Annotated in this window: 24 protein-coding genes; 7 read left to right on the plus strand and 17 right to left on the minus strand. The window is 65.7% G+C overall.

Features of this window, described 5'->3' with window-relative positions; all coding sequences use genetic code 11:
• The gene (locus tag ACODTW_RS10530) at window positions 1-1,389 is read right to left on the minus strand and encodes an ATP-binding protein (protein ID WP_488945941.1); all 1,389 of its coding nucleotides are present in this window, start codon (window positions 1,387-1,389) and stop codon (window positions 1-3) included.
• A gap of 116 nt (window positions 1,390-1,505) precedes the next feature.
• Entirely contained in the window at window positions 1,506-1,802 is a 297-nt protein-coding gene (locus ACODTW_RS10535; protein WP_488945942.1) for an acylphosphatase, read from the minus strand.
• Window positions 1,803-1,922: 120 nt separating this feature from the next.
• Here ACODTW_RS10535 and ACODTW_RS10540 point away from each other — a divergent pair, with 120 nt between their 5' ends.
• Window positions 1,923-2,483, plus strand: a complete 561-nt coding sequence (locus tag ACODTW_RS10540; RefSeq protein WP_488945943.1) for a GNAT family N-acetyltransferase — start codon at window positions 1,923-1,925, stop codon at window positions 2,481-2,483.
• A 10-nt stretch (window positions 2,484-2,493) separates the two neighbouring features.
• Here the strand turns inward: ACODTW_RS10540 and ACODTW_RS10545 are convergent, their stop codons facing one another.
• From ACODTW_RS10545 to lgt, 13 genes are all read right to left on the minus strand, one after another.
• Window positions 2,494-3,792: a DUF3422 family protein gene (locus ACODTW_RS10545; protein WP_488945944.1), complete on the minus strand. Its 1,299-nt coding sequence runs from the start codon at window positions 3,790-3,792 to the stop codon at window positions 2,494-2,496.
• Between the two features lie 77 nt (window positions 3,793-3,869).
• The gene (locus tag ACODTW_RS10550; protein WP_488945945.1) at window positions 3,870-7,049 is read right to left on the minus strand and encodes a hypothetical protein; all 3,180 of its coding nucleotides are present in this window, start codon (window positions 7,047-7,049) and stop codon (window positions 3,870-3,872) included.
• 22 nt (window positions 7,050-7,071) lie between these two features.
• Window positions 7,072-7,866, minus strand: a complete 795-nt coding sequence (locus ACODTW_RS10555; RefSeq protein WP_488945946.1) for a MinD/ParA family protein — start codon at window positions 7,864-7,866, stop codon at window positions 7,072-7,074.
• The gene (locus ACODTW_RS10560; RefSeq protein WP_488945947.1) at window positions 7,863-8,870 is read right to left on the minus strand and encodes a flagellar biosynthesis protein FlhF; all 1,008 of its coding nucleotides are present in this window, start codon (window positions 8,868-8,870) and stop codon (window positions 7,863-7,865) included. The genes ACODTW_RS10555 and ACODTW_RS10560 overlap by 4 nt, the downstream gene beginning before the upstream one ends.
• A 70-nt stretch (window positions 8,871-8,940) precedes the next feature.
• Window positions 8,941-11,052, minus strand: coding sequence for a flagellar biosynthesis protein FlhA (gene flhA, locus ACODTW_RS10565; protein ID WP_488945948.1), 2,112 nt, complete (start codon window positions 11,050-11,052; stop codon window positions 8,941-8,943).
• A gap of 58 nt (window positions 11,053-11,110) precedes the next feature.
• A complete protein-coding gene (locus ACODTW_RS10570; RefSeq protein WP_488945949.1) occupies window positions 11,111-12,637 on the minus strand; it encodes a sigma-54-dependent transcriptional regulator in 1,527 nt (508 codons plus the stop codon).
• 48 nt (window positions 12,638-12,685) lie between these two features.
• Window positions 12,686-13,597, minus strand: coding sequence for a motility protein A (locus tag ACODTW_RS10575; protein WP_488945950.1), 912 nt, complete (start codon window positions 13,595-13,597; stop codon window positions 12,686-12,688).
• A 3-nt stretch (window positions 13,598-13,600) separates the two neighbouring features.
• Window positions 13,601-13,948: a flagellar motor switch protein FliN gene (fliN, locus tag ACODTW_RS10580; RefSeq protein WP_488945951.1), complete on the minus strand. Its 348-nt coding sequence runs from the start codon at window positions 13,946-13,948 to the stop codon at window positions 13,601-13,603.
• Between the two features lie 51 nt (window positions 13,949-13,999).
• Window positions 14,000-14,746: a FliH/SctL family protein gene (locus ACODTW_RS10585; RefSeq protein WP_488945952.1), complete on the minus strand. Its 747-nt coding sequence runs from the start codon at window positions 14,744-14,746 to the stop codon at window positions 14,000-14,002.
• Between the two features lie 24 nt (window positions 14,747-14,770).
• Window positions 14,771-16,426: a flagellar basal-body MS-ring/collar protein FliF gene (fliF, locus tag ACODTW_RS10590; RefSeq protein WP_488945953.1), complete on the minus strand. Its 1,656-nt coding sequence runs from the start codon at window positions 16,424-16,426 to the stop codon at window positions 14,771-14,773.
• 295 nt (window positions 16,427-16,721) lie between these two features.
• Window positions 16,722-17,486, minus strand: a complete 765-nt coding sequence (gene pgeF / locus ACODTW_RS10595) for a peptidoglycan editing factor PgeF (protein ID WP_488945954.1) — start codon at window positions 17,484-17,486, stop codon at window positions 16,722-16,724.
• Window positions 17,483-18,598 carry a class I SAM-dependent methyltransferase gene (locus ACODTW_RS10600; protein ID WP_488945955.1) on the minus strand — a complete coding sequence of 372 codons (1,116 nt, stop codon included), beginning with the start codon at window positions 18,596-18,598 and terminating at the stop codon, window positions 17,483-17,485. Before ACODTW_RS10600 ends, pgeF begins: the two co-directional genes overlap by 4 nt.
• Window positions 18,595-19,428: a prolipoprotein diacylglyceryl transferase gene (lgt, locus tag ACODTW_RS10605; protein WP_488945956.1), complete on the minus strand. Its 834-nt coding sequence runs from the start codon at window positions 19,426-19,428 to the stop codon at window positions 18,595-18,597. Before lgt ends, ACODTW_RS10600 begins: the two co-directional genes overlap by 4 nt.
• Window positions 19,429-19,591: 163 nt before the next feature.
• Here lgt and ACODTW_RS10610 point away from each other — a divergent pair, with 163 nt between their 5' ends.
• The 4 genes from ACODTW_RS10610 (at window position 19,592) to ACODTW_RS10625 (ending at window position 21,989) form a co-directional block, all read left to right on the plus strand.
• A complete protein-coding gene (locus tag ACODTW_RS10610; protein WP_488945957.1) occupies window positions 19,592-19,852 on the plus strand; it encodes an accessory factor UbiK family protein in 261 nt (86 codons plus the stop codon).
• Between the two features lie 232 nt (window positions 19,853-20,084).
• Window positions 20,085-20,588 (plus strand): type III secretion system chaperone family protein, encoded by a 504-nt coding sequence (locus ACODTW_RS10615; protein WP_488945958.1) that lies wholly within the window; start codon window positions 20,085-20,087, stop codon window positions 20,586-20,588.
• A 74-nt stretch (window positions 20,589-20,662) separates the two neighbouring features.
• Window positions 20,663-21,469, plus strand: a complete 807-nt coding sequence (gene proC / locus ACODTW_RS10620) for a pyrroline-5-carboxylate reductase (RefSeq protein ID WP_488945959.1) — start codon at window positions 20,663-20,665, stop codon at window positions 21,467-21,469.
• Window positions 21,470-21,494: 25 nt separating this feature from the next.
• Window positions 21,495-21,989: a YbaK/EbsC family protein gene (locus ACODTW_RS10625; protein WP_488945960.1), complete on the plus strand. Its 495-nt coding sequence runs from the start codon at window positions 21,495-21,497 to the stop codon at window positions 21,987-21,989.
• 61 nt (window positions 21,990-22,050) lie between these two features.
• Here the strand turns inward: ACODTW_RS10625 and pdxR are convergent, their stop codons facing one another.
• Together pdxR and ACODTW_RS10635 are read right to left on the minus strand one after the other, a co-directional pair.
• Window positions 22,051-23,571 (minus strand): MocR-like pyridoxine biosynthesis transcription factor PdxR, encoded by a 1,521-nt coding sequence (pdxR, locus tag ACODTW_RS10630; protein ID WP_488945961.1) that lies wholly within the window; start codon window positions 23,569-23,571, stop codon window positions 22,051-22,053.
• A 164-nt stretch (window positions 23,572-23,735) separates the two neighbouring features.
• Window positions 23,736-24,035: a hypothetical protein gene (locus ACODTW_RS10635; protein ID WP_488945962.1), complete on the minus strand. Its 300-nt coding sequence runs from the start codon at window positions 24,033-24,035 to the stop codon at window positions 23,736-23,738.
• Between the two features lie 195 nt (window positions 24,036-24,230).
• Here ACODTW_RS10635 and ACODTW_RS10640 point away from each other — a divergent pair, with 195 nt between their 5' ends.
• Together ACODTW_RS10640 and ACODTW_RS10645 are read left to right on the plus strand one after the other, a co-directional pair.
• Entirely contained in the window at window positions 24,231-24,950 is a 720-nt protein-coding gene (locus tag ACODTW_RS10640) for a response regulator (protein WP_488945963.1), read from the plus strand.
• Window positions 24,947-26,266 (plus strand): ATP-binding protein, encoded by a 1,320-nt coding sequence (locus tag ACODTW_RS10645; RefSeq protein WP_488945964.1) that lies wholly within the window; start codon window positions 24,947-24,949, stop codon window positions 26,264-26,266. Before ACODTW_RS10640 ends, ACODTW_RS10645 begins: the two co-directional genes overlap by 4 nt.
• Window positions 26,267-26,307 lie beyond the last annotated feature (41 nt).

Here is a 26,307-nt window from a genome sequence, read left to right on the forward strand (position 1 = left end):
TTAGCTTTTTGGGGGGCGCCTTCCTATCATTTCTCCGAGACTCGTATCAACCTTACTCGGTGTGATTTGGTGGTGAATGGTCTTCTGAATTAGAGACTCAAATAGGTCGAGTTGAACTGGGTTGTTGTTCTTCTTGACTCGCCATCTCAGATAGTAAAGGAATGAAGGTTCCGTGATGTAAAGCTTTTCTTCGCCCGGCATCCATTCTAGTAACTCAAATTTCCTAGTCTCCTGGAATTTTTTCAAAGCCCCAAGGGTTGAGTTGATTGAAGCAACAGGCGGTAATTCGGCTTTCTGAACGCCAAGCTTTCCTAGGCGCTCATTTATGCCATTCTTATCCAAAGAAAAATTAATTGGGTCAAGCGTAAAGCAAGCTAAGATAAGTTCATATGTTTTGTATTTTCTATTCTTCTCTCTTGGCCCTCTAATTAAAGTAGAATAATGAGACTCAAATTGCTTATATTTTACGGTCGCCACACCATGTAGGGCAATATCTAGAGTCTTGTCGGATATATTCAGGTCTGTTGCTTTTTTTGTTTGATCTTTTCTCTCGAATTTCCTGTCAGTTAATAGCTGGTAGCATATTTGCTGGACAATAATAGGTAGTCCAACAGCTTCAGTTGCGATCTTTTGTGTTATTGAGGACGAAATTTTTATTCCAAGATAATTGAAACCTTTCTTGCATATCTCCTCAAGATCTGTAGTTTCCCAGTGGCCAATATCAATCTGCGCAATGCGCCCAATAAGATCTCTGTTGCTGTTTGCAATATCTACGGCTCTGTGAGTTGTGCCAAGAACAATTACCGTTATTTCATTATCAACGAATCGCTTCCACTGCTGGAAAAGCAGTATTTTTTCATTATCGCTCAGATAATGAAAATCTTCAATTACCAGAATAAATCTACTTTCTTTGAGAATTTTGACTAAATGATCTGGGTTTGGTGTGGATATGGTTCTATTTTTTTGAACTGTTTTTTCGCGGTCAATTGAGCCAGCAGCCTTGCCGGTTAATTTGGCTTCACCTATGAGTGGAAGCGAAGATTCGACATTTCCGGTTGCCTCAATCTGTCCCGTTGCCTTTTTCCTTTCTTGTATCTGCGTAGTTTGTTCGTGCCCTAACGACTCCAGCGCCTTCCGCCATATTTCAGCGCAAGTAAGCTCCCTGTCGCATTGAACAACAAGTGGTGATTTGTCAATTTCCCCCAATACATTTCTGTATAAGGTGGATTTTCCCGTTTTTGATGGTCCTGTAATGAGGCATAGCTGTCCCTTTTCTTGAATTGCTGCCCTTAATGCGTTCTCGTGCTTACCACTATCTCTTTCAATATAAGTGATTGTAGGTTGGCCAACAGATTTAAAAACTTCTGAAATTGATTCTACCGCAGCCATTCCAGCCCCCTAAACACGGTAAACTTTAAGAATGGTAGCGAATAAGAAAAAACAAATCACCAGTCTTCTTAAAAGCGGGTTTATGTCGATACGAGATGACGTTGCCGCCCAGCCCTCTACGCCGTCGGGCGTTGTTCGAACCCGGTGACGCCCGGATCGGTGGTTTCCACCACTTTCACATTGATGACGATGGCCGAGGGCGGCCCCTGCCAGCAGGCGTCCAGCATGGCATCCACATCGGCGCTGCCGCCCGCAAATACGGCTTCCACGCTGCCATCGGTGCGATTGCGCACCCAGCCATCCAGCTGCCGGGCGCGGGCCTGTTCCACGGTCCAGCCGCGATACCAGACGCCCTGAACGCGCCCGGTGACGGTGACGCTGACGGCGCGCCTTTCGTCCATTGGATTTGCCATGAATGTCTCGCTTTAGTTGGGCCTATCCAGCCTGTTGACGGGGCACTTGTCAATCATGCTCGCCAAGGACGCGGTTCTGGGGCAGCATGGGTCTGTTGCCGACCAGCCGGGAGGGGGGCCATGAATGCCAGCCTGATCCGTCCTGCCACACCCGCCGATGCCGCGGGGATCGCCGCCGTTCATGTGGAAAGCTGGCGGGCCACATATCCTGGCATCCTGCCTGACCGATACCTGATCGGCATGTCGGCCAGTGTCCACGAACGGCGCTGGCGTGGGCTGCTGACGGGGGCGTCGCCGCGTGGCCGCCGCACCTTTGTGGCCCAGGATCGCACAGGCACGGTGGTCGGCTTTGGTTCCTGCGGCCCCCAGCGTACGCACCTGCCCGGCTTTGGCGGGGAATTCTATGCGCTTTATCTGCTGGACCATGTCCAGGGGCAGGGGCTGGGCCGCCGCCTGCTGGGGGCCATGGCCCAGCATCTGCTGTCGGCCGGCACGCGGGCGGCGGTGGTCTGGGTCCTGCGCAACAATCCTTCCCGCTTTTTCTATGAGCGTCTTGGCGGCGATCTGCTGGCCGAACAGCCGATCAGCGTGGCTGGCGCGCGCCTGACCGAACGCGCCTATGGCTGGACCGACCTTGTCCCCCTGGCGCGGCTGGCGGCCGACCCGCCGGTGGGCGGGTGAGTGTCACCACTCAATCGGCACCACCCATCGTCACCGCCCGCCGTAGCCGCCGGATGCCGATCCAGACCGCGGCGATGATGGTGGGCACGGCGATGGCGGTCATCAGGGTCTTGGGCGGCAGGGCGTCGACATGCGGCAGCCCCTCCACCACATATTTCACCAGCCCCAGCAGATAGTAAGAGATGGCGAAGACCGACAGGCCTTCCACCGCCTCCTGGATGCGCAGCTGGGTGCGGGCGCGGGCCTCCAGGCTTTTCAGGATTTCGGCATTCTGTTCGGCGCGCTGCACATCGACGCGGGTGCGCAGCAGGCTGCTGGCGCGGCTGATGCCGGCCGCCAGTTCGGCCTGACGTCTGGCTACCGCCTCACAGGTTCGGACAGCAGGGCGGAAGCGGCGTTCCAGGAAAACACCCAGCCGCTGTAGACCGGGTATCCGCTCCTCCCGCAGTTCTTCCACCCGCCGTTCCAGCAGTTCGGCATAGGCCTGGGTCGCGCCGAACCGATAGCGGCAGCGGGCTGACAGGGTTTCGGCCTCCGCCGCCAGCCGGGTCAGCGCGTCCAGAAGCCCGTGTTCCTCCGCCATGTCGCGGGCCGCCGCCGTGCGGGCGACGATGCCTTCCAGCCGGTGTTCCAGGGCCGCCAGCTCGGGCCCGGCTTCCCGCGCCAGGGGCAGGGCCAGCAGCGCCGTCATGCGGTAGGTCTCGATCTCCAGCAGGCGCTGCACGATGCGCCCGGCATGGGACGCCGACATGCATTTGTTGCGGACAAGCAGGCGGGTGAAACCGTCGCTGCCCCGGTGGAAGTCGGTCCAGACCAGGGCTTCGTCTCCACCCACGGCACTGCCCAGCAATTCCCCGCGGGGGAAGATGGCGCCCAGGCTTTCCGGTGTATGCCGTGGGTCCCCATCCGGCTCCAGCCGCAGGTGGCAGGCAACCAGGCGCAGCCCCGGCAGCCGCGCCACCCAGTCGGCCAGACGCGGGGACAGCCCGGACCAGTCGGTGGCATCGGCGCCTTCCATGTCGGCAACGGTGATGGCGGTGAATTCCGTGTGGCGTTCCCATTTCACCGTGCGGCCATCGACCAGCAACTGTACCTGTCGCAGTTCGTCCCCCGGCAGGGGCAGGCCGACCGTCCGGCACAATTCCACCAGATGCGCATGGTCGGCCCCAAGCTCGCCCGTCAGATGGGCGATATGGGTCAGGCGGGCCGGCGTCGTGATGCGCATGTGCGGCCGGGCGTGCAATTCATCGTTCAATGCCGCGCGCTGCGGGTGTTCCCGCCAATCCGCGCGATCCGCCCCCGTGCCCATGAAGTTCCCCCACCGCACTGTTCTTATTGCCGTCAACTATGAACAGATGCGCCCGTGCGCGCCATGAGACATCTTGGTCAGGCGCGCACGCCGGGTCCGCGCGGTGAAGACTGGACACGCGCCCATTGATGCGCCCCGGTTTGAAAGGCGATCGATCCCGAATAGCCGACGGTTTCCAGGCTGTCGCGGAAGATGGTGCCGATCTGCTGACGCACCTCTGCGGGCAGCAGGTTCTGGGTTCTGACCATCAGATCAAAGCGGCCGGGCCGGACCATGCCATCGAACTGCATCGGCCCGATGCGCGAGAAATTCAGGTCCAGAAGGAAGCGCTTTGCCGGCCCCTGCTTCTCCCCGTCGGTCCTGTCGTCCTTGTCCTGATCACCGGCATTCTTTACATGCAGCTGCGCGCGCATGAGCTGTTCGGGCGTGCCGAAGGGGATGGGCATGGCGCGCCAGCCATCGGCCGTGGGTTCCGCTCCCGCCTGCTGGGCCGCGCGGAAATCCTCCCGCAGCTGCGCCAGCAGCTTGGAGCCCCCCCGCGACTCCAGCAGTTCCGCCGCCGGTCCTCCCAGCCAGCCCGTCGCATCGCCACCACGCAGCGCCGACAGGAAGAAGGTCAGGTTGGTGGTCAGGCGCTTGTTGGGCTGCGGCAGGATGCTGGCGGCGATGGTCCTGGCCAGTACCGGATCGGCGGCGGCCAGGGTCGCCATCACTTCCCGCAGAACGGGCCAATCCAGACCCTGGGCCGGGTCCAGCGGGGGCAGCATGGCGGCCTTCGGGGTCGGCGGTATATCCACAGCCAACGCCAATGTCGTGCCGGCCGGCAGGTCCGTTCTGGCCCGCAGGACCAGGGTGCCCAGCGGGGTCGTCACCACCGGATGGCCTTGCGCTGTGCTGCCGACCAGGGTGCCGGTCACCGTCTGCTGGCTGCTGGAGTTGCCGGGTGCGGCGTCCAGAGCCAGGATCCGAAGGCGCACGGGCTGACCATGGGGCAGGGTCGGGCGATCGGGGATGGGGCCCGCCGGCAGCGCATCCGCCGGGGCACGGGAAGCGGGCTGACCGGCCATGCCGCGCGCCTCTGCCGACGGCTCTCCTGCGTCCATCTGGGCGAACTGAGCGGGGCTGTCCGGCTGCTGCCGGGGTGCCGGTACAGCTGGGCGGGGGCCCGGTGCGGCCGGAGCCTGAATGGTGGCGGGGGCTGTCGCCGGGGCAGGCGGTCGACCATCGCGCAACCGGGCCTGCAACAAGGCGTCGTCCGGCGTCGCCGGCACCGTCGACGCAGGCGACGATACCGATGGTTGCTGCGGCCGGCCGTCCTGTCCCGCTGGGGGCATCGGTCCCGTGGCCGCCGGGGATGGGGAGGGGGCTGCTGCGGGTGAATGCCCACCGTCCACGCGTGCCGGTGGCGAATTGGCCGGCGCGGAAATGGCCGGGACCGTTGCCGGCGGCGCGACCTCACGGCGTGGTGGGGGCGCCGCTGCCGGCGATGTGGGCGGCGCCGTGGCCGGGGCGGGAGGTGTGGTATCGCGCAGCCGTGCCAGCTGCGTGGCCGGGGCCGCTTCCTGTGCGGCGAGGGCGGCGGACATGGCCCCCTGCCGGTGCGGAACAGGCGGTGCGACGGGCGGGGTTTTCGGCTCCACCGATGGGGTGCCGACCGTCGGCGGGGCGCTGGGGGCGGCCGGGGGCGCCCCTTCACGCAGGCGGGCCAGTATCACGGGCGCGTCGGTGGCCGGGACCAAAGGCGGCGTTTGCTGCGGTACCGTGGGTTGCGGCGTCGGGCTGCCGGGCGTGGGAATGGTCGGTGGGGCGGTCGGCGGCGGCGATACAGTCTGCCCCTCGCGCAGACGGGTCAGCTGCATCGCCGGTTCGGGGGACGGCGCCGCCGCGGCCGGGGGTTTTCCCGGATGGCTGGGGTTCGTGGTCGGTGGGGCGGTGGGTCCGGTTGGCGGGGCGGTCGGTTCCCCGCCCTGCGGTGCCGTGCCGCGCAGGCGGGCCACCTCCACCGGCATATCGGCCGGAACAATCTGGGGCGAGGATGGGCTGGGTGCCGGCGGCGGCGTTGGAACCGTGGGCGCGGCAGTTGGCGGTGACGGCGGTGCGCCACCGCGCAGGCGCGCCATGATCAGCGCGTCCGGATCGACGGCGGGTGGGGCTGCCCCGGCCGGGACCGGCGGGGCGGCGGCCGGCGGGGATGGTACCGGTCGGGGGGGGAGCGGGGGCGCCGTGGTGGGCGCCGAACTGGCCGATGGGGTTGTGGGTGGTGCTGTCGGTGGTGCTGGCGGGCTACCTCCACGCAGCCGCGCCTCTGTCAGGGGCATGGACGCCGGCTTGGACCCGAATTCCTGCAATGACAGCAGCCCGCTGCTGGGCGCCTCGGTCGCGATATTGTAGCGGGCCAGCCGTGCCAGCCGGACAGCATCCGCCGCCGGGTCAGGCGGTCGCGGCGGTGTGGCTGGTCGTGCAGGCTCGCCGCCGTCGGCCGGGGACGTCTTGGCCTCCGCCGGGGGTGATGGACGGGAGGTCGCCCCCGCCACCGGGGCGGTGGATGCGGAATCGTCCCCGCCGCTGCCGCCCAGCAGGATTGTCAGCGGGTCCGGCCCGCCGGCAGGCTGCCCACCGCCGGGCGGGGATGTCGCTGGCAGCGTGGAACTGGCCGGGGGGCTGGTTGCCGGGCGCGCCGGGCCGGGCGCTGGCGCCGATCCCGTTGCGCCATCGTCCGCCACGGACGGTCCCGCCGGCACATCGTCCCCATCGGTGCTGCCCGGCGTGCCGGGTGCCGGTGGCGCGGGCGGGCGCGGCTGAATGGCCGCCACCACCATGGCGATGATGGTGGCGCCAGGCTGGATGCTGGGAAGGGGCGGAGGCGTCAGGCTGGCTGTGGGGGCCGGTGCCACAGCCGGCTGCGGACCTTCCGTGGCAGGCGCCGGGGCCTGCGGGGCGGGTGGGGCCGATGCCTGGGCCCGCGGCGGGGCGCCCGGCACCTGCGGCGGGATACGCAGGGTGACGGGCCGGTCGGTGGGCAGCGGGGCCGGTGTCTCCACCGTCACATCGCCGGCCGCCGTACGGATTGTGGCGGCGCCATCCTCCTGCGCGACCACCGTGCCGGAGATGCTGACGGTGCGGTCTAGGCCCGACAGCCGTTCCGGCAGCGCGCGTATCAGGACATCGCCCAGCGGAACAGGCGCACCGCCGCCGCCCGCGGGGGCGGGAGCAGCGGGCGCGCCGGCATTGATCCCGGGTGGAAGGGGGGCGGACATGGCGACACCCGCCCCGGACCGGTCAGCCGGTGGTCAGCTTCTGCGCCAGCGCCATGATGTCATGGGCGGCGTCGGAGGTGGGGGAACGGACCAGAAGCGGCGTCTGGGTCTTGATGCTTTCCCGTACCTTCATGTCGCGACGGATGATGCCGGCCAGCTGCGGGCTTTTGCCCAGGAACTTGCGGCAGGCGGCCAGCAGCGTCTCATAGGTCTTTTCCCCTTCCAGCCGGGTCTGCGCCATGTTGACCACGATGCGCAGATCGGCCGAGGGATTGGCCTGATAAGAGAGTTTCAGGAAGGCGTAGGCATCGGTGATGCTGGTCGGCTCGTCCGTCGTCACCACCAGCGAGATGCCGGCGGGCGCCGTGAAGGTGCGGACATTGCGATCCACCCCGGCCCCCAGGTCGATGACGATATTGTCGTAGGACCGGGCAAGATCGGTCAGGTCGTTGCGCAGCTGGGTCAATTTTGCCGGGGGCAGATTGGCCAGGCTGCCGGAACCGGACCGGCCAGCGATGATGTCAAACCCGCCTTCGCTGTAGCGGGTGGTGGAACCGGCCAGCGTCACCATGCCGTCGATCACCTGGCCCAGGTCGCGCTTGGGCATCAGTCCCAGTTGGATATCGACATTGGCCAGGCCCAGATCGCCGTCGAACAGCAGGGTCTTGCGGCCCAGCTTGCTCAGCGCATGCGTCAGGCTGATGGAGAAGAAGGTCTTGCCGACCCCACCCTTGCCGCTGGCAACCGCCAGGATATTGCGCTGGCGCAGCGGCGTGACATTGGCGGAGGCGGCCATCATCGCGGACAGGTCGGTCATGCGTGGGTCCCCGTTTGCTTGGCTCGCCGCTGATCGGCTTGCAGTTCCGGCATCATCATCTTGGCCAAAATTGTCGGCGTCAGGGCGGTCAGCCCGTCGGCAACTTTTGTCGTCGCACTCACATCTGCAAAAGCCAGGCCAGATTCGGCGGCGGCGGCCAGAAGGCTGCCGTAACGCCGGGCCATGTCCATGCGCGTTGCCAGCATCCGGCGGGCGCCGACGGCGCGGAAGGACTTGGCGATCTCCACCGCCTCCACCGCATCCAGCCCGGCGGGCAGCACCAGCACCGGCTCGATCTCCGTGGCAGAGATGAATTCCCGCAGATCCTTCATGTCCTGTGCGTTGTAGGGGTTGCGGCCGGCGCTGTCGACCAGCACCTGCTCCATTCCCCGGGATACCTCCACCGCATCGGACAGGGCCGTCGGGTCCTCCACCGTGATCAGGCGCAGTTTCAGCACGCGCGTGAAGGCCTGCAACTGCTCGATCCCGCCAGCGCGGATCGTGTCGGTAGAAATGACCCCGACGGGTCGCTTCTGCAGGGCGCAGCGGGCGCACAGCTTGGCGACGGTCAGGGTCTTCCCCCCACCCGGAGGTCCGACCAGCATGATCGGGCGGGGTGCGCGCCCATCGGGCAGCGGCTGAAAGGTGAAGACGGCGTCCAGGGCGGCGGCCAGCGCCATCAGCGGGTCACGGGTATCGAAATCCTCGATAGAGTCCATCAGCCGCTGGTTCAACTCCGCCGGCACGCCATGGCGCAGCAGCGCGTCGGAGACGACGTCGATCGGATCGGGTCCCTGCGGTTCCAGGAAGCGCAGGGGATTGGGGGCCGCCACCGGGGCATGGGTGGCCAGCATGCCCTCATCTTCCTCGATGGCCGCGGTGACACGAACGCCGACGCCTTCCTCCTCGCGCGTGGCGACGATGATCGCGTCATCGCCCAGCACCTCGCGAACCAGCCGCATGGCGTCCTGCATGGTCGGTGCATGGAACGATTTCAGACGCATGCTGCCCCTGCCTTCCCGGCCCTCCAGCCCCTGTCAGTGCCTTGCCATCCGATCATTATACGCGGCCCCATCAGATTTGGCCCAGAGTCTTGATTTTGGCCTTCGGATGAATCTCATTCTGCGACATCACGACGGTGGCCGGGCGGAAACGCTCGATGATGGAGCGGACGAACGGCCGGATCATGGGCGAGGTCAGCATCACCGGTGCCTCTCCCTGCATGGCGAACTTCTCGAATGACTGGCGCACGGCGGTGATGAACTGCTGCAGCCGCGACGGCACCATGGCCAACTGCTTGTCGTCGCCTTCACCGACAATGCTTTCCGCGAAGGCCTGTTCCCATTCGGGTGAAAGGGTGACCAGGGGGATGAAGCCCATGTCGTTGGTGTTGGCGTCGGAGATCTGACGGGCCAGCCGTGCGCGCACATGTTCGGTGATCTGGGTCATGTTGCGGGTATAGGCCGTCGCCTCCGCCACCCCTTCCAGGATGGTGGGCAGATCGCGCACCGATACCCGCTCGCCCAGCAGGTTCTGCAACACGCGCTGCAACCCGCCGATGGTGATCTGGGCGGGCACGACGTCGGCCACCAGCTTCTGGTGCTCCTTGCCCATCTCGTCCAGAAGCTTCTGCGTTTCCGCATGGGACAGCAGGTCGCCCATATTGTCCTTGACCACTTCCGTCAGGTGCGTGGTCACGACCGTGGGCGGATCGACAACCGTATAGCCCTTGAACAGCGCCTCTTCGCGATAGGCGCCGTCGATCCACATGGCGGGCAGGCCGAATGTCGGCTCCGTCGTCGCCTCGCCCGGCAGGCCGATGCGGTCGCCGCGCGGGTCCATGCACAACAGCATGTTGGGCCGCACCTCGCCCCGCCCGGCCTCGATCTCCTTAATGCGGATCAGGTAGGTGTTGGGGGGCAGCTGCAAATTGTCCTGAATGCGGACGGCTGGCATGATGATGCCGATTTCGCCGGCTAATTGCCGGCGCAGGCCCTTGATCTGATCGGTCAGCCGGTGCCCGGCTTCCGAATTGATCAGCGACAGCAGGCCATAGCCCAGTTCCAGGCGCACCAGATCAATGGCCAGCGCCGTGGAAATCGGCTCCTCCGCGATGGGCGTCGGCGCTGCGGCTGCCTGCTCCTCCTGCTCCGCCGCCATCGCCTCCTTCATCAGGCGCGACCGTGGCAGGTAATAGGCGGCGGCGGCCAGCCCCATTGCCAGCAGCCCGAAAGATATTTTCGGCATGCCGGGCAGCAGGCCCAGCGCCATGACCACGGCGGCCGTCAGGCCCAAGGCAGTGGGGTAGAAGGTCAGCTGCCCGAACACGGCCTTGTCGGTGGAACCGGTGGAGCCCGATTTCGACACCATCAAACCGGCGGCCAGCGACACCAGCAGGGCCGGGATCTGCGACACCAGACCGTCGCCCACCGTCAGCAGCGTGTAGGTCTGGCCAGCCTTCAGGAAACTCATGTCCTTCTGGGCGATGCCGATGACCATGCCGACCGCGATATTCAGGAAGGTGATGACCAGACCGGCCACGGCGTCGCCGCGCACAAACTTGGACGCACCGTCCATGGCACCGAAGAACTGGCTTTCATCCTCCAGATCCTTGCGGCGCTTCTTGGCCTCCGCCTCGTCGATCAGGCCCGAGGACAGATCGGCGTCGATGGCCATCTGCTTGCCGGGCATGGCGTCCAGGGTGAAGCGGGCGGCCACTTCGGCGATACGGCCCGAACCCTTGGTGATCACGCTGAAATTCACCAGCATCAGGATGCCGAACACCGTGACGCCGATGATGAAGTTGCCGCCCATGATGAATTTACCGAACGTCTCGATGACGTGGCCGGCGGCGGCTGGTCCTTCATGCCCGTGGCCCAGGATCAAGCGGGTGGAGCCCAGGTTCAGCGCCAGCCGCAGCATGGTGCTGACCAGCAGGATGGTGGGGAAGCTGCTGAATTCCAGCGGTTTCTGGATCGACAGCACCACCATCAGGATCAGGACGGAGAAGGCGAAGGAGATGGTCAGGCCGACGTCCAGCAGGAAGGTCGGCAAGGGCAGGATCAGGACGACGACAATCGTCAGGATGGCCAGCGCAAAGCCCACCTCGCCGCGCTTCAGCGCCTGGCCAATGATGCGCAGCGCATCGCCAGCGGAACTGATATTGCCTTGCGGTTGGTCGGTCATGGGGGCGGTTCTGGCTTTCGTCGGTCAGATCATCAGGTTCAGGGGGGACGCGGGCGGATCAGCCTACGGCGCGATCGTCTTCCACGCCACCTGCCGGCGGCGGAACGGCGATGCCGCCTTCGCTGTATTCCTTCAGCTTGTTGCGCAATGTACGGATGGAGATACCCAGGATATTGGCGGCATGGGTACGGTTGCCCAAGGTATGCTTAAGGGTATCGATGATCAGGTCGCGTTCCACATCCGCCACGGTGCGCCCGACCAGGGCCTGGGTGGCCGACCCGGCGGGGGCCAGGGGGCTGGTGGGGATGAAGGCGCCGCCGGCTTCGGCCACGGGGATGACCGGGGACGGTTGCGGCGGATAGGGTTGGGGGGCGTAGGGTTGTGGCGAATAGGCCGAGGCATTGCCATAGGAGCTTGCGGCCCGGACCGCGGCCGGTGGCGGAGCCGCCGGGGCCGGCTGGGGGGCTGGCGCCGCATAGCTCGGCTCCGCCCCTGTCAGCAGGATGGCGTCCGTCCCGATTTCCGTCCCGCGTGACAGCAGCACGGCGCGATGCATGGTATTTTCCAGCTCGCGCACATTGCCGCGCCAGTAATGGCCTTGCAGCAGCGTCATCGCCGCCGGCCCCACGGTCCGCTGCGGCAGGCCGTTGGCTTCGGAATATTTGGCAGCGAAATGCTGGGCCAGCAGGGCGATGTCGGCCGGACGTTCGCGCAGCGGCGGCAGGTTCAGGCTGACCACGTTCAGGCGGAAATACAAGTCCTCACGGAACCGGCCGGCCTTGGCTTCCGACAGCATGTCGCGGTTGCTGGTCGCCAGGATACGGATATCCACCTTCACCGGCGTATTGCCGCCGACGCGGTCGATGATGCGTTCCTGGATGGCGCGCAGCAGCTTGGCCTGCAGGCGCAGATCCATCTCCGAGATTTCGTCCAGCAGCAGCGTGCCGCCATTGGCTTCCTCGAACTTGCCGATGCGGCGCGCCACGGCGCCCGTGAAGGCGCCCTTCTCATGCCCGAACAGTTCGCTTTCCAGCAGGTTTTCCGGGATGGCCGCGCAATTGACCGACACGAAGGGTGCGCCAGAGCGGCGGCTCTTGCGGTGCAGGTAACGGGCCATCAGCTCCTTACCCGTGCCGCTTTCACCGGTGATCAGGACCGACGCATCGCTGGGCGCGATCTGGTCGGCAAGCGCCAGAGTGGCGCCCATGGACGGGTCGCGGCTGACGATGGCGTGGCTTTCCTCCGCCACAGCTTCCAGCACGGCGGCGATCAGGTTCGCGTCCGGCGGCAGCGGGATATATTCCTTGGCACCGGCCCGGATGGCCTTCACGGCGGCCTGCGCATCGGTGCCCACGCCACAGGCTACGACAGGCACGGCGAACCGCTCGTTCTTCAACTGGTCGACCAGGACGCGCACATCCAGCTTGACGTCGATCATTACCAGATCGGCCCCCTGGCCCGCCCGCAGGGCCGCCAGGGCGCCATCGATACTGTCGGTATGCGCGACCTTCGCCCCCTTCTGCAGGGCGATCTTGCCGGCGGCGCTGATATAGCCTTCGAGTGTGCCAACGATCAGAAGACGCATCGTTCTACCCTCTCACTCACCGGTCTGTCGTTTTGGATGTGATTTGACTTATTCATAGGCAGTCACCCGCAGTTCGGGCGGCAACACGGTGTTGATCATGACTTCCAGACGGCGCGGATTTTCCTGCCGCGCCACCGATCCGGCCGCCAGCAGATATAGCCCATCGATCATCGCCTCGCGCTCCGCATTGCGGTCGATCTTGGCGGCCAGGGGCGAGAAGACCATCGAACCCAGGATGGCGCCGTAGAAAGTGGTGATCAGGGCAACCGCCATGGCTGGGCCCACCGTCGACGGGTCGGACAGGTTGCCCAGCATCTGCACCAGACCTACCAGCGTGCCGATCAGGCCCATGGCCGGCGATACTTCCGCAGCGCGGCGCATCACGGCCGATGCCGTGCGGGCGCGCGCCACATTCGCCTCGATTTCGGTACGCAGGATGCGTTCGGCGTCGTCCGCGGGCAGGCCGTCCACGATCAGTTCGATGGCGCGGTTCAATACCGGCCAGCCGCGCGTGGCCTTCAACAGGGGCTGCAGGGCCAGCGGGCCGTTGCGCCGGGCATGTTCGGCCAGCGACAGGGCCGTCTGGGCCGCCGCACCCGGGTCGGACGTATGGGCGACCATGGTGCGGCCCATGGCGGTGGCCGCCGCCCGCATGTCGGACATGGAGAAGGAAATGGTCGTGATCGCCGCCGTGCCACCCAGCACGATCAGGACCGACGGGATGTCGATGAAGGACCGCGCATTGCCGCCCATGAACAGGGCGCCCAGGATCAACAGCAGCCCGGAACCCAGCCCCAGCACCGTCGCCAGATCCAGCCGCCGGTGCAGACGGGGCATGGGCGGCGGCTTGCCGACCGGTGCCGTCTGTGCGGCCGCCGGTGCAGGCGTCGACGCCGCCGCTGCCGCCGGTGGGGCGGAAGGGGGTGAGGGCCGGTTGCGTTGGGGGATGCGGTCGTTCATGTCTTACGCCCGCTCGGTCTTGATGATTTCGGTCATGGTCACGCCCAGCCGATCTTCCACGACCACGACCTCGCCACGGGCGACCAGCCGGTTATTGACATAGATGTCGATGGCTTCACCCACCTTGCGGTCAAGCTCCACCACGGCACCCTTGTTCAGGCGCATCAGGGTGCTGACCTGCATGTTGGTTTTGCCCAGCACGGCGGAGATCTGGACCGGGATGTCGTAGACGGATTCCAGGTCCTTGACGACAGGCAAAGCCTCCAGCTCACCGCCATTGCCGCCCGCGCTGCCACCGCCCTTGCCGGCCCCTTCGAAGTCGTTGAGTGACATGTCTTCCTTTGCCGCCATGTCAGTTTCCGGGATATCCGAGGATGGGTGGCAGACCGCCAAACATCATCATCATAATGCTGCCTCCCGTCGGGGAGCCGCCACCAGTTTGGCAGGCCCGCCGGGGAAATCGGCCAGCACGTCACCGGCCAGCCGTTCAATATCCGCCCACAGCTTGCCGACCTCACGCTCGGCGCCACCGGCGGCCCAATCCACCTTGATGTCCATCTCGCTCAGCTTCGGATCGGCCAACACATTGACCTGCCCGCCAAAGCCATGACGCATGGCCATGTCGCCGATGCGGCCGCGCAACTCGTCAAACCAACGCTCGTTGACGCGGAAGACCAGCTTTGGTTCTTCCGCCAGTTCGGCCAGGAAAGCGGCGATGACGCCTTCGATCTCGGCCAGCCCCTGATGTTCGACCAGACCGGGCCACAGCTTGCGCATGATGGCCAGCACCAGTCGTGTCGTATTGTCCCGCCGGGCCTGCGTTTCGGCGTTCTGTACCGCCAGCAGTTGCTTCAGCGCCGTCTCCGTCGCCCGCAGTGCGGCCGAAACTTCCTGCTGAGCCGCGACTTCCGCCTGTTCCTTGCCCTGGGCTCGCCCTTCGTTCAGGGCCTGGTTGCGCGCCTGCTCCTTGGCCAATTGCACCTGCCGCTGCAGATCCTCCAGGCTGAAGGTCGGCGGCGGCGGGGGAGGGGGGGGCGATGGCGGCGGCGGGGGGGCCTCCGGCTCCGGTTCCACGGGTTGTTTCGCCGCACCGGGAGCGGTCGGATCTTCGAAATCCTCCTCGAACAGGAATTTCTGGATGGTGGCCATGGGGTTTCGCTCTCAGCCGCCTTCTCAGTTTTCCTGGTAGAGCCAGTTGCGGATGATCGACACGGCCTCTTCGGGGTGCTTTTCCACGATCTCGCCGACCTTGCGCAGCGACGATGCGCGCACGCGCCCATCGACGCGGTTGATGTCGATCATCTGCTCCAGTTCCTCGTTGGCCTGTGCGGCCTCCATCGCCAGTTCGCGCGACAGGGCGCCGCCGCCCGGGCCGGCCAGCTGCGGCATGCCGCTGCCGTCCGACAGCAGATCGGGCTCTTCCTCCAGCGTCGGCGAACGGTCCAGGGCGCGGGTCACCAGCGGCTTGATCACCAGCAGGATGACCAGGATGGCGACGATGGCCAGGATCAGCGTCTCGGCGATGCGGATCACGTCGGCCTTGGGCATGCCGAAGATGGTCTCTTCCATCGCGGCCAGTTCGTCTTCCGGACGGACGAACTCCATCGACACCACTTCCACACTGTCCCCGCGTGAGGCGTCGAAGCCGACGGCGGACTGCACCAGCCGCTGCAGCTGCGCCAGTTCGGCATCGGTACGCGGCTTGTAGGTGCGGGTGCCATCCTCCGCCGTGGTGTAGGTGCCATCGACCAGCACGGCGACGGACATGCGCCGAACCTGACCCGACTCCCGCTCATGCACCTTGGTGGTCTTGGAAATCTCGTAATTCACCGTCTCTTCCGACCGGTTCTTCTTTTCCGAAGAACCGCCGGCCAGGGACGACGTGCCGTCGGCGTTGGGCAGGTTGTTGGCGACGGTAACGGGGTCGACCCCGTCCTTATTCTGGCTCTCCGCGTTCTCCGTCACCGACTGGGTGCCACGGACCACCTGACCTTCGGGATCATAGATCTCGCTGTTGGTGGTGATGCGGTCGAAATCCATATCGACGGAGACCTGGGCCTGCACCTTGCCATGGCCCACGGACCGCCCCAGCAATTCCTCAATGATCTGGGTCAGCTCATGCTCGCGCGCCAGGCGCCGCTCCTCGGCACTGGCGGCCAGAGCCTCCGGTGTATTGGGGCGCAGGCCGCGCGACAGCAGATTGCCCTTGTCATCCAGGATGGAGACATTGGCCGCTTCCATCTGGGGCACGGCGGTGGATACCAGCTGCTGGATGGCCGCCACCTGTTCCTTGGACAGCGGATGGCCCGGCTTCAGTTTCAGCAGGACCGACGCGGTGGCGGTCTGGGCCTGCCGCGCGAACAGCTCACGCTTGGGCAGGACCAGATGCACGCGGGCTGCCTGCACCTGCTGGAGGGTCTGGATCGAGCGGACCAGTTCGCCTTCCTTGGCGCGCAGTTGCTGGATGCCCTGCATGAAGGCCGTCGTGCCCAGCCCTTCCGGCTGATTGAAAATCTCGTTGCCGACGCTGCCGCCGGACGGGATGCCCTGCTGGGCCAGCATCATCCGCAGGCGGCCTACCTGCTCTGCCGGCACTTCGATGCGGGTGCCGTCGGGCGAGGCCTTGAACGGTACCTGCTGTGCTTCCAGCTGCTGGATGATGGCGCCGCCGTCAGACGGCGACAGATCGCTGTAAAGCAGCGACATATTGGGCGTCGACCATTGCCCGGCAAAGAAGATGATGGCGCCGATGGTGACAAGCACGGCGGCCCCGATCCCCGCGAGACGCAGGGTGCCGAGATTCCGCATGGTTTGCAGAAACGACTCCACGAGAGACATCTCCTGTCGGGCAAGGGCGCTTCAGCCACAAAATACTAGCGATTCACTGCATTTACGAGCAGCTTTGCATCCGCGGTGTGAGCGAATGCGGAGTCAACTGGGCAAATTTTGCCCGATTCGCCGGTACTGTGACATAAAAAGCACGCCTTGCGCAATCTCCAATATCCCGGATGCAGGGGGCTATGCAGAATGCAATATCCCCCTCGCGACGCAGCGGGATTGATGCGTCCAGGGAGGAAAGCAGCAAATCGGGTGCCAGCGGGATGGTCCGGCGGCGCAGATGCGGTCAGACCAAACAGATGGCCGACAGGCCGCGTCCGTAATCGGGTTCCTGGCGCAGGCAGGCCCGGCGATAGCTGAAGAACAGGTCCTCCCGCGCCAGCGTGTCCAGGCCCGTTGTAGCAATCTGGGTCACGCCGGCCGCGCGCAGGCGGCCATCCACAAAGCCGCCAATATCGAACATCCAGTGGCCGGCACGGGCCGAGGGACGGAACAAGCGGTCATGATCCCCATCCATCGACAGGAACCGGTCGCAGAATTCGGGCCCCACCTCGTAGCTGTCCCAGCCGATATGGGGGCCGATGCCCGCCAGGGTGCGGTCGCGCCGGGCGCCCAGCGCCTCCATGGCGTCCAGCGTCGCCTCCAGCACGCCGGTCACGGCCCCTTTCCAGCCAGCATGGGCGGCACCGATGACACCCACTGCCGGGTCGTGGAACAGCACCGGCACGCAATCGGCCGTCAGGATGCCCAGCGCAATGCCCGGCCGATCGGTGACCAGCGCATCGGCCTTGGGTGCGGCCGAATGTGGAAATGGGTCGGTGACCGTCACGACATCCGGGCTGTGGATCTGAAAGATGGTGGTCAAGGCGTTGGCCGGCATGCCCAGCAGCGACATGGCCCGCGCCCGGTTGGCCGTGACATTGGCCGGATCATCGTTGGACCCGTAGCCGCAATTCATGGCGGCCAGAATGCCGGTGGAGACGCCATCGCTGCGGGTGAAGAAGCCGTGGCGCACGCCGTCCTGTGCGGCGAGATGGTCCAGGGTGATCATGCGCTTTCTCCCGAGGGGACAAAAAATCCGGCCGGTGCGGGCGTGTCGGGACCGGTGATGGCGATGGCACGAAACAGGCGGCCCATGGCACCCGCTTCCGTCAGGCGGGCCAGGGCGGCCCGGATGTCGGCCTGCTGTGCCGGCGTGGCACGGGCCGCCAGGGCGGCTGCCCGCGTGGCGATCCCCAGCGACGCGAGCAAGGCCCCTTGTTCCAAGCTGCAGCCCACACCGGGGTGGGCGGTGGCGCCGGTCTTCACGGCGGCTTGGGCCAGGGCCGTGAAATCGACATGCGCTGTCAGGTCGGCCGTGCCGGGGCCATCCAGCACGGGCACGGGCTGGTGTGCGCGCAAGGCCTGCAAGGTGTCGCCGATGGCCGGTCCGTCATAACCATAATCCACAATCAGTGCTGCCCCGCCATGGGCTGCCATGCGCCGCCCGATTTCCGCCGCGATGGCGATGCCGGCGGGGCAGGTCTCCGCGATCGCTCCGGGGGCGATGCGCGGGTCCAGATGCAGCGGGGTCAGCAGGGCACCACCTGGGGCGGGATCGAAGGTGAAGGCCAGTTCCCCATGCGCGTTCAGTCCCACCTTGCGCTCTGCCCATCCTGCGGGCGTGCGGATGAACTGCCGGATGGGCAGGGCGTCGAAGAACTCATTGGCGACCAGCAGGGTCGGTCCATTCGGTACGTCATCGAAACGATCATGCCAGGTAGGGCTGAAGCTCTGCAAGGCCGCGGCTTGGCGTGCCCGCAGGGCGGGGCTGGTTTCCACCAGATGCAGACGGATGGCGGCGTGGAAACCCGGTACCCGTGCCGTGGCGCGCAGGGCGTCAGCCATCAGCGTGCCGCGTCCCGGACCCAGCTCCACCAAGTTTACTGGATCGGGGCGACCCTGGTTGATCCAGCAATCGGCCAGCCAGACACCGATCATTTCCCCGAACATCTGGGAAATCTCCGGTGCCGTCGTGAAATCGCCCTCCGCGCCCAGCGGGTCGCGGGTGATGTAGTAGCCATGCTGTGGGTGCCCCAACGCGTCGGCCATGAAGGACGCGATGCTGATCGGTCCCGTCAGGGCGATACGTCGAAGCAGAAGCTGCTGCAGATCGGCGGTCATTTCGGCTGCGGAACAGTATCGGTCGCCGGAACGGGTGTACCGAACGGTGCCCGCAACACCATCCAGACACCGGCCAGCAGCATCGGTACCGACAGGATCTGCCCCATGGTCGTGCCAAAGGCCAGAAAGCCCAGCTGTGCATCGGGCTGGCGGAAGAACTCACCGATCATGCGGGCGATGGCATAGCCGATCAGGAAGATGCCCGACAGCGTGCCTGTGCGCGTGCGCACGGCCGGGACTCGGGCCAGGAAGAAAATGATGGAGAACAGCAGCACCCCTTCCAGCGTTGCCTGATAAAGCTGACTGGGATGACGGGGCAGGCCGGCCGGATCGGTGGGGAAGATCATGGCCCAGGGCACATCGGTCGGGCGTCCCCACAGTTCGGCATTCACGAAATTGGCCAACCGGCCCAGGAACAGCCCCACGGGAGCGGCGCAGGCCACCAGATCGCCCAATGCGAAGGGTGAGAAGCCGCGCCGCCAGGAGAAAGCCAGGATGGCCACGATGACGCCCGTCAGCCCGCCATGGAAGGACATGCCGCCATGCCAGACCCGGAACATCTCCAACGGATCAGCGATATAGGTATCCAGATTGTAGAACAGGATGGAGAACAGTCGTCCGCCGATGAGGATGCCCCCCGCCGCCCAGACGACGAAATCACCCAGATCATCGACGGTGGGGCGTACCCCGCTGTTGCGCGCCAGCCGCGAACAGTACCAGAGCGCAAAGGCGATGCCGGCGGCATAGGCCAGCCCGTACCATTTGATGGAGACGGGCCCCAGCGCCAGCGCCACGGGGTCCAGTTCGGGGAAGGGGATGGCGAGCAGCATGCAAAATTCCATCAAGGGCGCCATCCCCGGCGGGGACAGGCGTGCCCTATATAAGGGGCGGGAGATCATGGCGGCAAGGCGCGGGTCGGACCCGCCACCAACGCCATGGACAGGCATGGGGCCTATCCCCATAATGCGGCGCTTTTTTGAAAGGGGATCCGCCATGCAGGTGGAAAACAAGCTTTTCGATGACCTCGCCCGCGTTGCCAGCGGCGCCATGGGTGCCCTGTCGGGAATCCGCGGCGAGGTCGAGGGGCAGATTCGCCAGCAGTTCGAACGCGTGCTGTCCCAGATGGATGTGGTCAGCCGGGAAGAGTTCGAGGCGGTGAAGGCGGTGGCGGCAGAAGCCCGTGCGCGCCAGGAAGCGCTGGAGGAGAAGCTGGCGGCCCTGGAAGCCCGGCTTTCCGGTACTTCCCAGGACTGATCACCCTGGTTTGGCTGCCCCCGATGTCGGGGGCGGATTGGACGATTTCGTTTCACGTTCCGGTTTGGGGCCGGAATCCGGTTGCACGCGCGAAGGGGCGCTGGCACCGTGTTTCTGGTAGCTCCAATACCGGCTGGGCCACAATATCTGGTGATCCCCGATTTTTGTGGTCCGCCACCGCGCCCCGCGGGATCGGGCACGGCGGCAGGGCTTTAGGGAAGAGGGGGACAGCATGACGGCACTTTCGATCGACACGCAGGGGTCGACCCATAATCCGCTGGATATGCTGGAAGAGATGGTGGTGGCCAATGAATGGCCGTTCGACCGCGTCAGCGAAGACGAGATGGTGGTCGAGATCAATGGCCGCTGGTGCGAATACCGCTTGTATTTCATGTGGCAGACGGAAGTGTCGGCCATGCAGTTCTCCTGTCAGTTCGACATGAAGGTCCCGGCTGGCCGCAAATCGGCCGTCAATGAACTGCTGGGCGAGATCAATCCCAAGATGTGGCTGGGCCATTTCGACGTCTGTCTGGAACAGTCCACGCCCATGTTCCGCCAGACTACGCTGCTGCGCGGCGCGCGCGGCGCCAGTGCGGAGCAGTTGGAAGACCTTATGGACATCGCGCTCTCGGAATGCGAGCGTTTCTACCCGGCCTTCCAGTTCGTGATCTGGGGCGGCAAGTCGCCGGCGGAAGCCGTGTCGGCCGCCATCCTGGACACGGTGGGGGAGGCCTGATCAACAGGCGGGCAAAGGTCGAGCGCCGGGGACCAATCCCCGCGTCCCCGCCGGTCAACAGGGGGAAACACCGGATGAGTGCGAAGTTGCTGCTGGTCGGATGCGGGAAGATGGGCGGCGCCATGCTGTCCGGGTGGAAGGCCGCGGGGGCTGCCGGCGCCGTGGTGGTCGTGGAACCGTTCGGCGCCCCCAGGGGCCTGCCTTCGGATGTGCTGGTGGTGAAGGATGCCACTGACATTCCCACCGACTTCACGCCCGATGCCGTGATCCTGGCTGTGAAGCCGCAGATGATGGACCAGGCGCTGCCCCATTATGCCCGCTATGCCGGGGCGTCGATGTTCCTGTCCATTGCCGCTGGCAAACCCATTGCCTATTTCGAGAAATATCTGGGCGCGCAGGCTGCCATCGTGCGCGCCATGCCCAATACGCCCGCCGCCGTGGGGCGCGGCATCAGTGCGGCCGTACCCAACGCCCAGGTCAGCGAGGGGCAGAAGAAGCTGGCCCACACGCTGCTGTCGGCAGTGGGTGAGGTGACCTGGGTCGCGGACGAATCGCTGCTGGATGCTGTGACGGCCGTATCGGGCAGCGGTCCGGCCTATGTGTTTCTGCTGGTAGAGGCCATGGCCCGCGCCGGCATCGCCGCCGGTCTGCCGGCCGACCTCGCCATGCAACTGGCCCGTGCCACCGTGATGGGATCGGGGGAACTGCTGCGCCAGAGCCACGAGTCGGCCGAGCAGCTCCGCCGCAATGTCACCAGTCCCAAGGGCACGACCGAGGCGGCGCTGAATGTCCTGATGACGGAAGGGCCCGGCGGGCTGCATGAACTGATGACGCGGGCCATCGCGGCGGCCACCAACCGTTCGCGCGAACTGGCCGGCTAAGTCTAAAAAGGGGAGTGACGGGGGGATGGCCGGACCGCTTAGTCCAAGCGCGCAGAAAATTCAGAACCTGCTAAATGATCTGGGCCATCCCATCCATGTGCTGGAATTCGCTGCCTCCACCCGCACCTCGGCGGAGGCAGCGTCGGCCATCGGCTGTGACGTGGCACAGATCGCCAAATCGATCATGTTCCGCACGCGGGACACAGGCCGACCCGTGCTGGTCGTCGCCTCTGGTGTCAATCGAGTGAACGAAGCGACGGTGATCCGCGTGCTGGGGCCGGCCTTGGGCGGGGAGAAGCTGGCCAAGGCGGATGCCGATTTCGTCCGGCAGAAGTCCGGCTATCCCATCGGCGGTGTGCCGCCGCTGGGCCATGCCGTGCCGCCCATCACTCTTTTCGACCGCGACCTGTTCAACTTCACCACCGTCTGGGCCGCCGCTGGTACGCCCAACACGGTTTTTCCCATCGCGCCTGATGCCCTGTCGCTGATCGTCGGCGGGGTGGTGGGAGAGGTGGCCTGAAATTGGAAAGGGCCGGAACCTGGTTGTTCCGACCCTTCGATCCGCTGCGTTCAGGAAATGCTTACTCTGCCGGCATCATCCGCCGGGCACCACCAACGCGCGTCATCGGCGCCGTGCGGGCCCGGTCAATGACGCTGGCCAGCCGTTCGGCGGCGCGCGCCAGCCGTTCCGGCGTGAAGGCGGCGTATCCCAGCACGACGGCCCCGGGATCGCCGGACGGGCCAGCCGTACGGCGATAAGCGGAAATGGCGGGCAGGGCGATGCGGGACTGAACGGCAAGGGCCGACAGCGTGGCATCATCCACACCGATATTGGCTGACAGCCGCCCGATCAGATGCAGGCCGCTGCCGGCCGCCTCCAGACTGATGGCACCTGACCAGTGGCGTTCGGCCGCGAACAGCAGTGCCTGCTGGCGTTCGGCGTAAAGCCGGCGCGTTCGGCGCAGATGGCTGGCATAATGGCCTTCCACCAGGAAATCATGCACGGCCATCTGCTCGGGCAGGGGCACATGCAGATCCATGCGCGCACGCAGGGCCTGGGCCGCCCCGACAAGGGAGGAGGGGACGACCAGCCAGGCCAGGCGCAGGGCCGGGACCAGCGTATTGTCCAATGCCCCCAGATGCAGGACGCGCTCATTCTCGTCCAGGCCCTGCAGGGCCGGCAGCGGCCGGCCGGTGTAGCGGTAGCCACCGTCCCGGTCATCCTCCAGCAGCCAGGCACCGTTCCGGCGGGCCCAGGCCAGCACGGCCATGCGGCGGCGCAGCGGCATGGTGCCACCCATCGGGAACTGCCAGCCCGGCGTGACCACGGCAAGCCGGGCATCGGGGGCCAGACGGGCTCCCCGGTCCGGGTCCATGCCGTCGGCATCGACCGGCACATGGGCGACGTTGTAGCCGCGGCCACCGAAGGTCAGCGCCTGCACGGCGCAGCCCGGTTCCTCCAGCCACACGGTATCGCCAGCCGTCAGCAGCAGGGTGGCGACGAATTCCAGGCCCGACCGGCGGTCCGGCAGGATCATGATCTGTTCGGGATCGCAGGACACACCACGGCTGGTCTGCAAATGGCCCGCCAGGGCGCGACGCAGCGCCATCCAGCCGCCAGCCGTGTCATGGCCCAGCAGCAGCCCGCCGGCATCGCGCCAGCGCTTGGCCAGCAGTCGGCGCCAGGTGTCGATGTCGAACTGGTCATAGGCGGGGGCGCAGGGCTCGAACGGCAGCAGTTCCGCACCGGCGGCGGGCACCGGCACGGCCGCGGTCTTCACCGGAGTGCCCGCGCGTGATGCCGGGGCCAGGCGGACGGCCGGGGCCATGGCGTCGTCGGGCAGCGTCCGGCAGACAAACGTGCCAGACCCGATGCGGGCTTCCAGATAGCCTTCCGCCGTCAGCCGGTCGACAGCCGCGACCACAGTGTTGCGTGACACACCCAGATCGGCCGCCAATGTGCGGGTGGACGGCAGGCGTTCACCGGGGCGGATGGCACCGTTGACGATGGCGCCGCGCAGCCGGTCGAACAGGCGCTGCTGCAGGGGCGTGCTGTCGCCGCCATCGAACAGGGAAAGCAGGGGGCCTTGGCTGAGTTTCATGCGGACCATTCCTCAACGGATGGAAAAGGGTGGTGCCGGCGGGCGGGGCGTGATGGGGTCGCCCATGTGCCCGCCGGCCCGTCCCAGGAGCGGCCGGACAACCGGGGAAGCCGCTCCACCATCGCCAGCGACGGGGCTTGCTGGCGATGATCTCGGGTGATGGATCAGCCGCCAACCTTCCCGGTGGCGGCGTCGATCTTCAGCGTGGTGAGGCGGACGCCGTCGGCGGATTGGATCTCCACGAGGAAGCGACCGTCATTGGGGCGGATGTCGCCGACACGGCCCATGCGCAAGTTGTTTTCCTTCATCCACGCCTTGGCGATGTCGCGGGCTTCGGCCTTGGTCACCGGCTCCGTGCGGGTCACGGCGACCGGTTCCTTGGCGGCGACCTGGGCGGTGTCATCAGCATGGGCCGCGGTGACACCCAGGGCGGCCACGAAGGCGAAAGCGATCAGGGTACGCATGGCGGTTCCTCTTCATCTCTGTTCCAGCAGCCGGTTCCATCCGGCGACATGGCCATCACAACACCAGCGCATTGCCAGCCGATGACGAGGAACAGGGGGTTGTGAAACACTCTGTTTCCGGCCCCCTGGAACGTTACATTGTGGTAACAACAAGGGCGTCGGCACCCCGCCCGCTAATCGATTATGATCCGTGACATGACCGAGAGCAGCACCCACCTCCTGGTCGTCGATGACGACCGTGAAATCCGCGATCTGCTGACGCGCTATCTGACGCGCCATGGCTACCGTGTGACGGCAGCCAAGGACGGGCAGGAGATGCGTCGCTACCTCGCCGACCGCAACATAGACCTGATCGTGCTCGACCTGATGATGCCGGGCGAGGATGGCTTGTCGCTCTGCCGCGCCGTGCGGGCAGAGGGCGGCCCCCCGGTTGTCATGCTGTCGGCCATGGGAGAGGATGCGGACCGCATCCTGGGCCTGGAGATCGGGGCGGATGACTATCTGCCCAAGCCCTTCAATCCGCGTGAACTGGTGGCCCGCATCAAGGCCGTGCTGCGCCGGGCGACCACGCCCAATGGGGCTGCCGCCGTGACAGCCGGCGCCATCCAGTTTTCCGGGTTCGTCCTGGATCAGGCGCAGCGCCGTCTGACAGACGCCAAGGGCGAAGAGGTGACGTTGACAGCCGGCGAATATGAATTGCTGGTGGCGCTGGCTACCCGCCCACGCCGGGTGCTGAGCCGCGATGACCTGCTGGAGATCACGCGCGGCCGTTCCGCCGGTCCGTTCGACCGGTCGATTGATGTGCAGATCAGTCGCCTGCGCCGCAAGATCGAGGTGGACCCGGCCGAGCCCGCCATCATCAAGACGGTGCGGTCCGGCGGCTATATCTTCTCGCCGGAGGTGCAGGCACCATGAAGGCGCTCACCGACCGCATGTCCTATTCGATCTTCGCGGTGCTGGTCGGTGGCATTCTTCTGTCGCAGGCCATCGCGCTGGGCCTGTACCGGTCGGACCGGGCGGAGGCCGTGGCCGACGCGGAAGGCGGGCAGTTGGCGAATTGCCTGGCGGGCTTTGCCGGGGCGATCGAGGAACAGCCGACCGAGGTGCGCCTGGCCGTCCTGCGTTCCCTGAAGGAACGTGAACTGACCGTCAGGACCAGCGCCGGGCACAAGGTCCTGCTGGATGTCTATGAAAAGCAGCCCAAGACGCCGGGCAAGCCGGAAATGTCGCCGGCCGTATCCATCCCGCCCTTTGGCATGCCCGTGCCGCCCCCGCCGGAACCCAGCGTCATCGAAGTATCCCGACAGTTGAAGGATGGCACCTGGATGCGGTTCCATGCGCCGGTCACCGCCACGGATGCGCTGCGCGAGCCGGGGTTCCTGGCGTCGCTGGGCGGGTCGGCCGCCGTGGCCATCCTGCTGTCCGCCTGGGTGCTGGGCTTCACGACGCGGCCCCTGCGCCGGTTCGCGGCGGCGGCCAACCGGCTGGGAATCGATATGAACGCCCCGTCGCTGGACGAGGCGGGCCCACGGGAGGTGCGGTTGGCCGCCGCCGCCTTCAACAAGATGCAGCGGCGCCTGCGTGCCTTTGTCGAAGATCGCACGCGCATGCTGGCGGCTGTGAGCCACGATCTGCGCACGCCGCTGACCCGCCTGCGCCTGCGCGCCGAATTCATCGATGATGATGTCGTGCGTGACAAGATGCTGGAAGATCTGGCGGAGATGGAGGCGATGATCGGCTCCACCTTGGCCTTTGCGCGGGACGAGGCGGCGAAGGAGGCGATCGAGCCGCTGGAACTGAACGCCATCCTGACCCGGTTGGGCGAGGATATGCGCGATGCGGGCAAGCCCGTGGGTGTCGCGCCGGCCCCGTTCCCCATCCATATCGCTGGCCGACGCATGGCCCTGCGCCGCGCCCTGGGCAATCTGATGGAAAATGCAGTCAAATATGGCCAGGTGGCGTCGGTGGCGGTGGCCATCACGGGCGAGAACGTGACCATCACCATTGAAGATCAGGGGCCCGGCATTCCGGAGGTGGAATTCGAGAATGTCTTCCGCCCCTTCTTCCGCCTGGAAGCCTCGCGTTCGCGCGATACAGGCGGTACCGGTCTGGGCCTGTCGGTTGCCAATGATGCGATCCGGGCCCATGGCGGCGAAATCCGTCTGGCGAACCGGCCGGAGGGGGGCCTGCAGGTGACCGTGGTTCTGCCGATCGAACCTGTTGTGGCGTGATGTCCGTTTCATTGGTGGTTCGACGGGGGCGGCACCGACAG

The organism is Niveispirillum sp. FG148 (assembly GCF_057809655.1).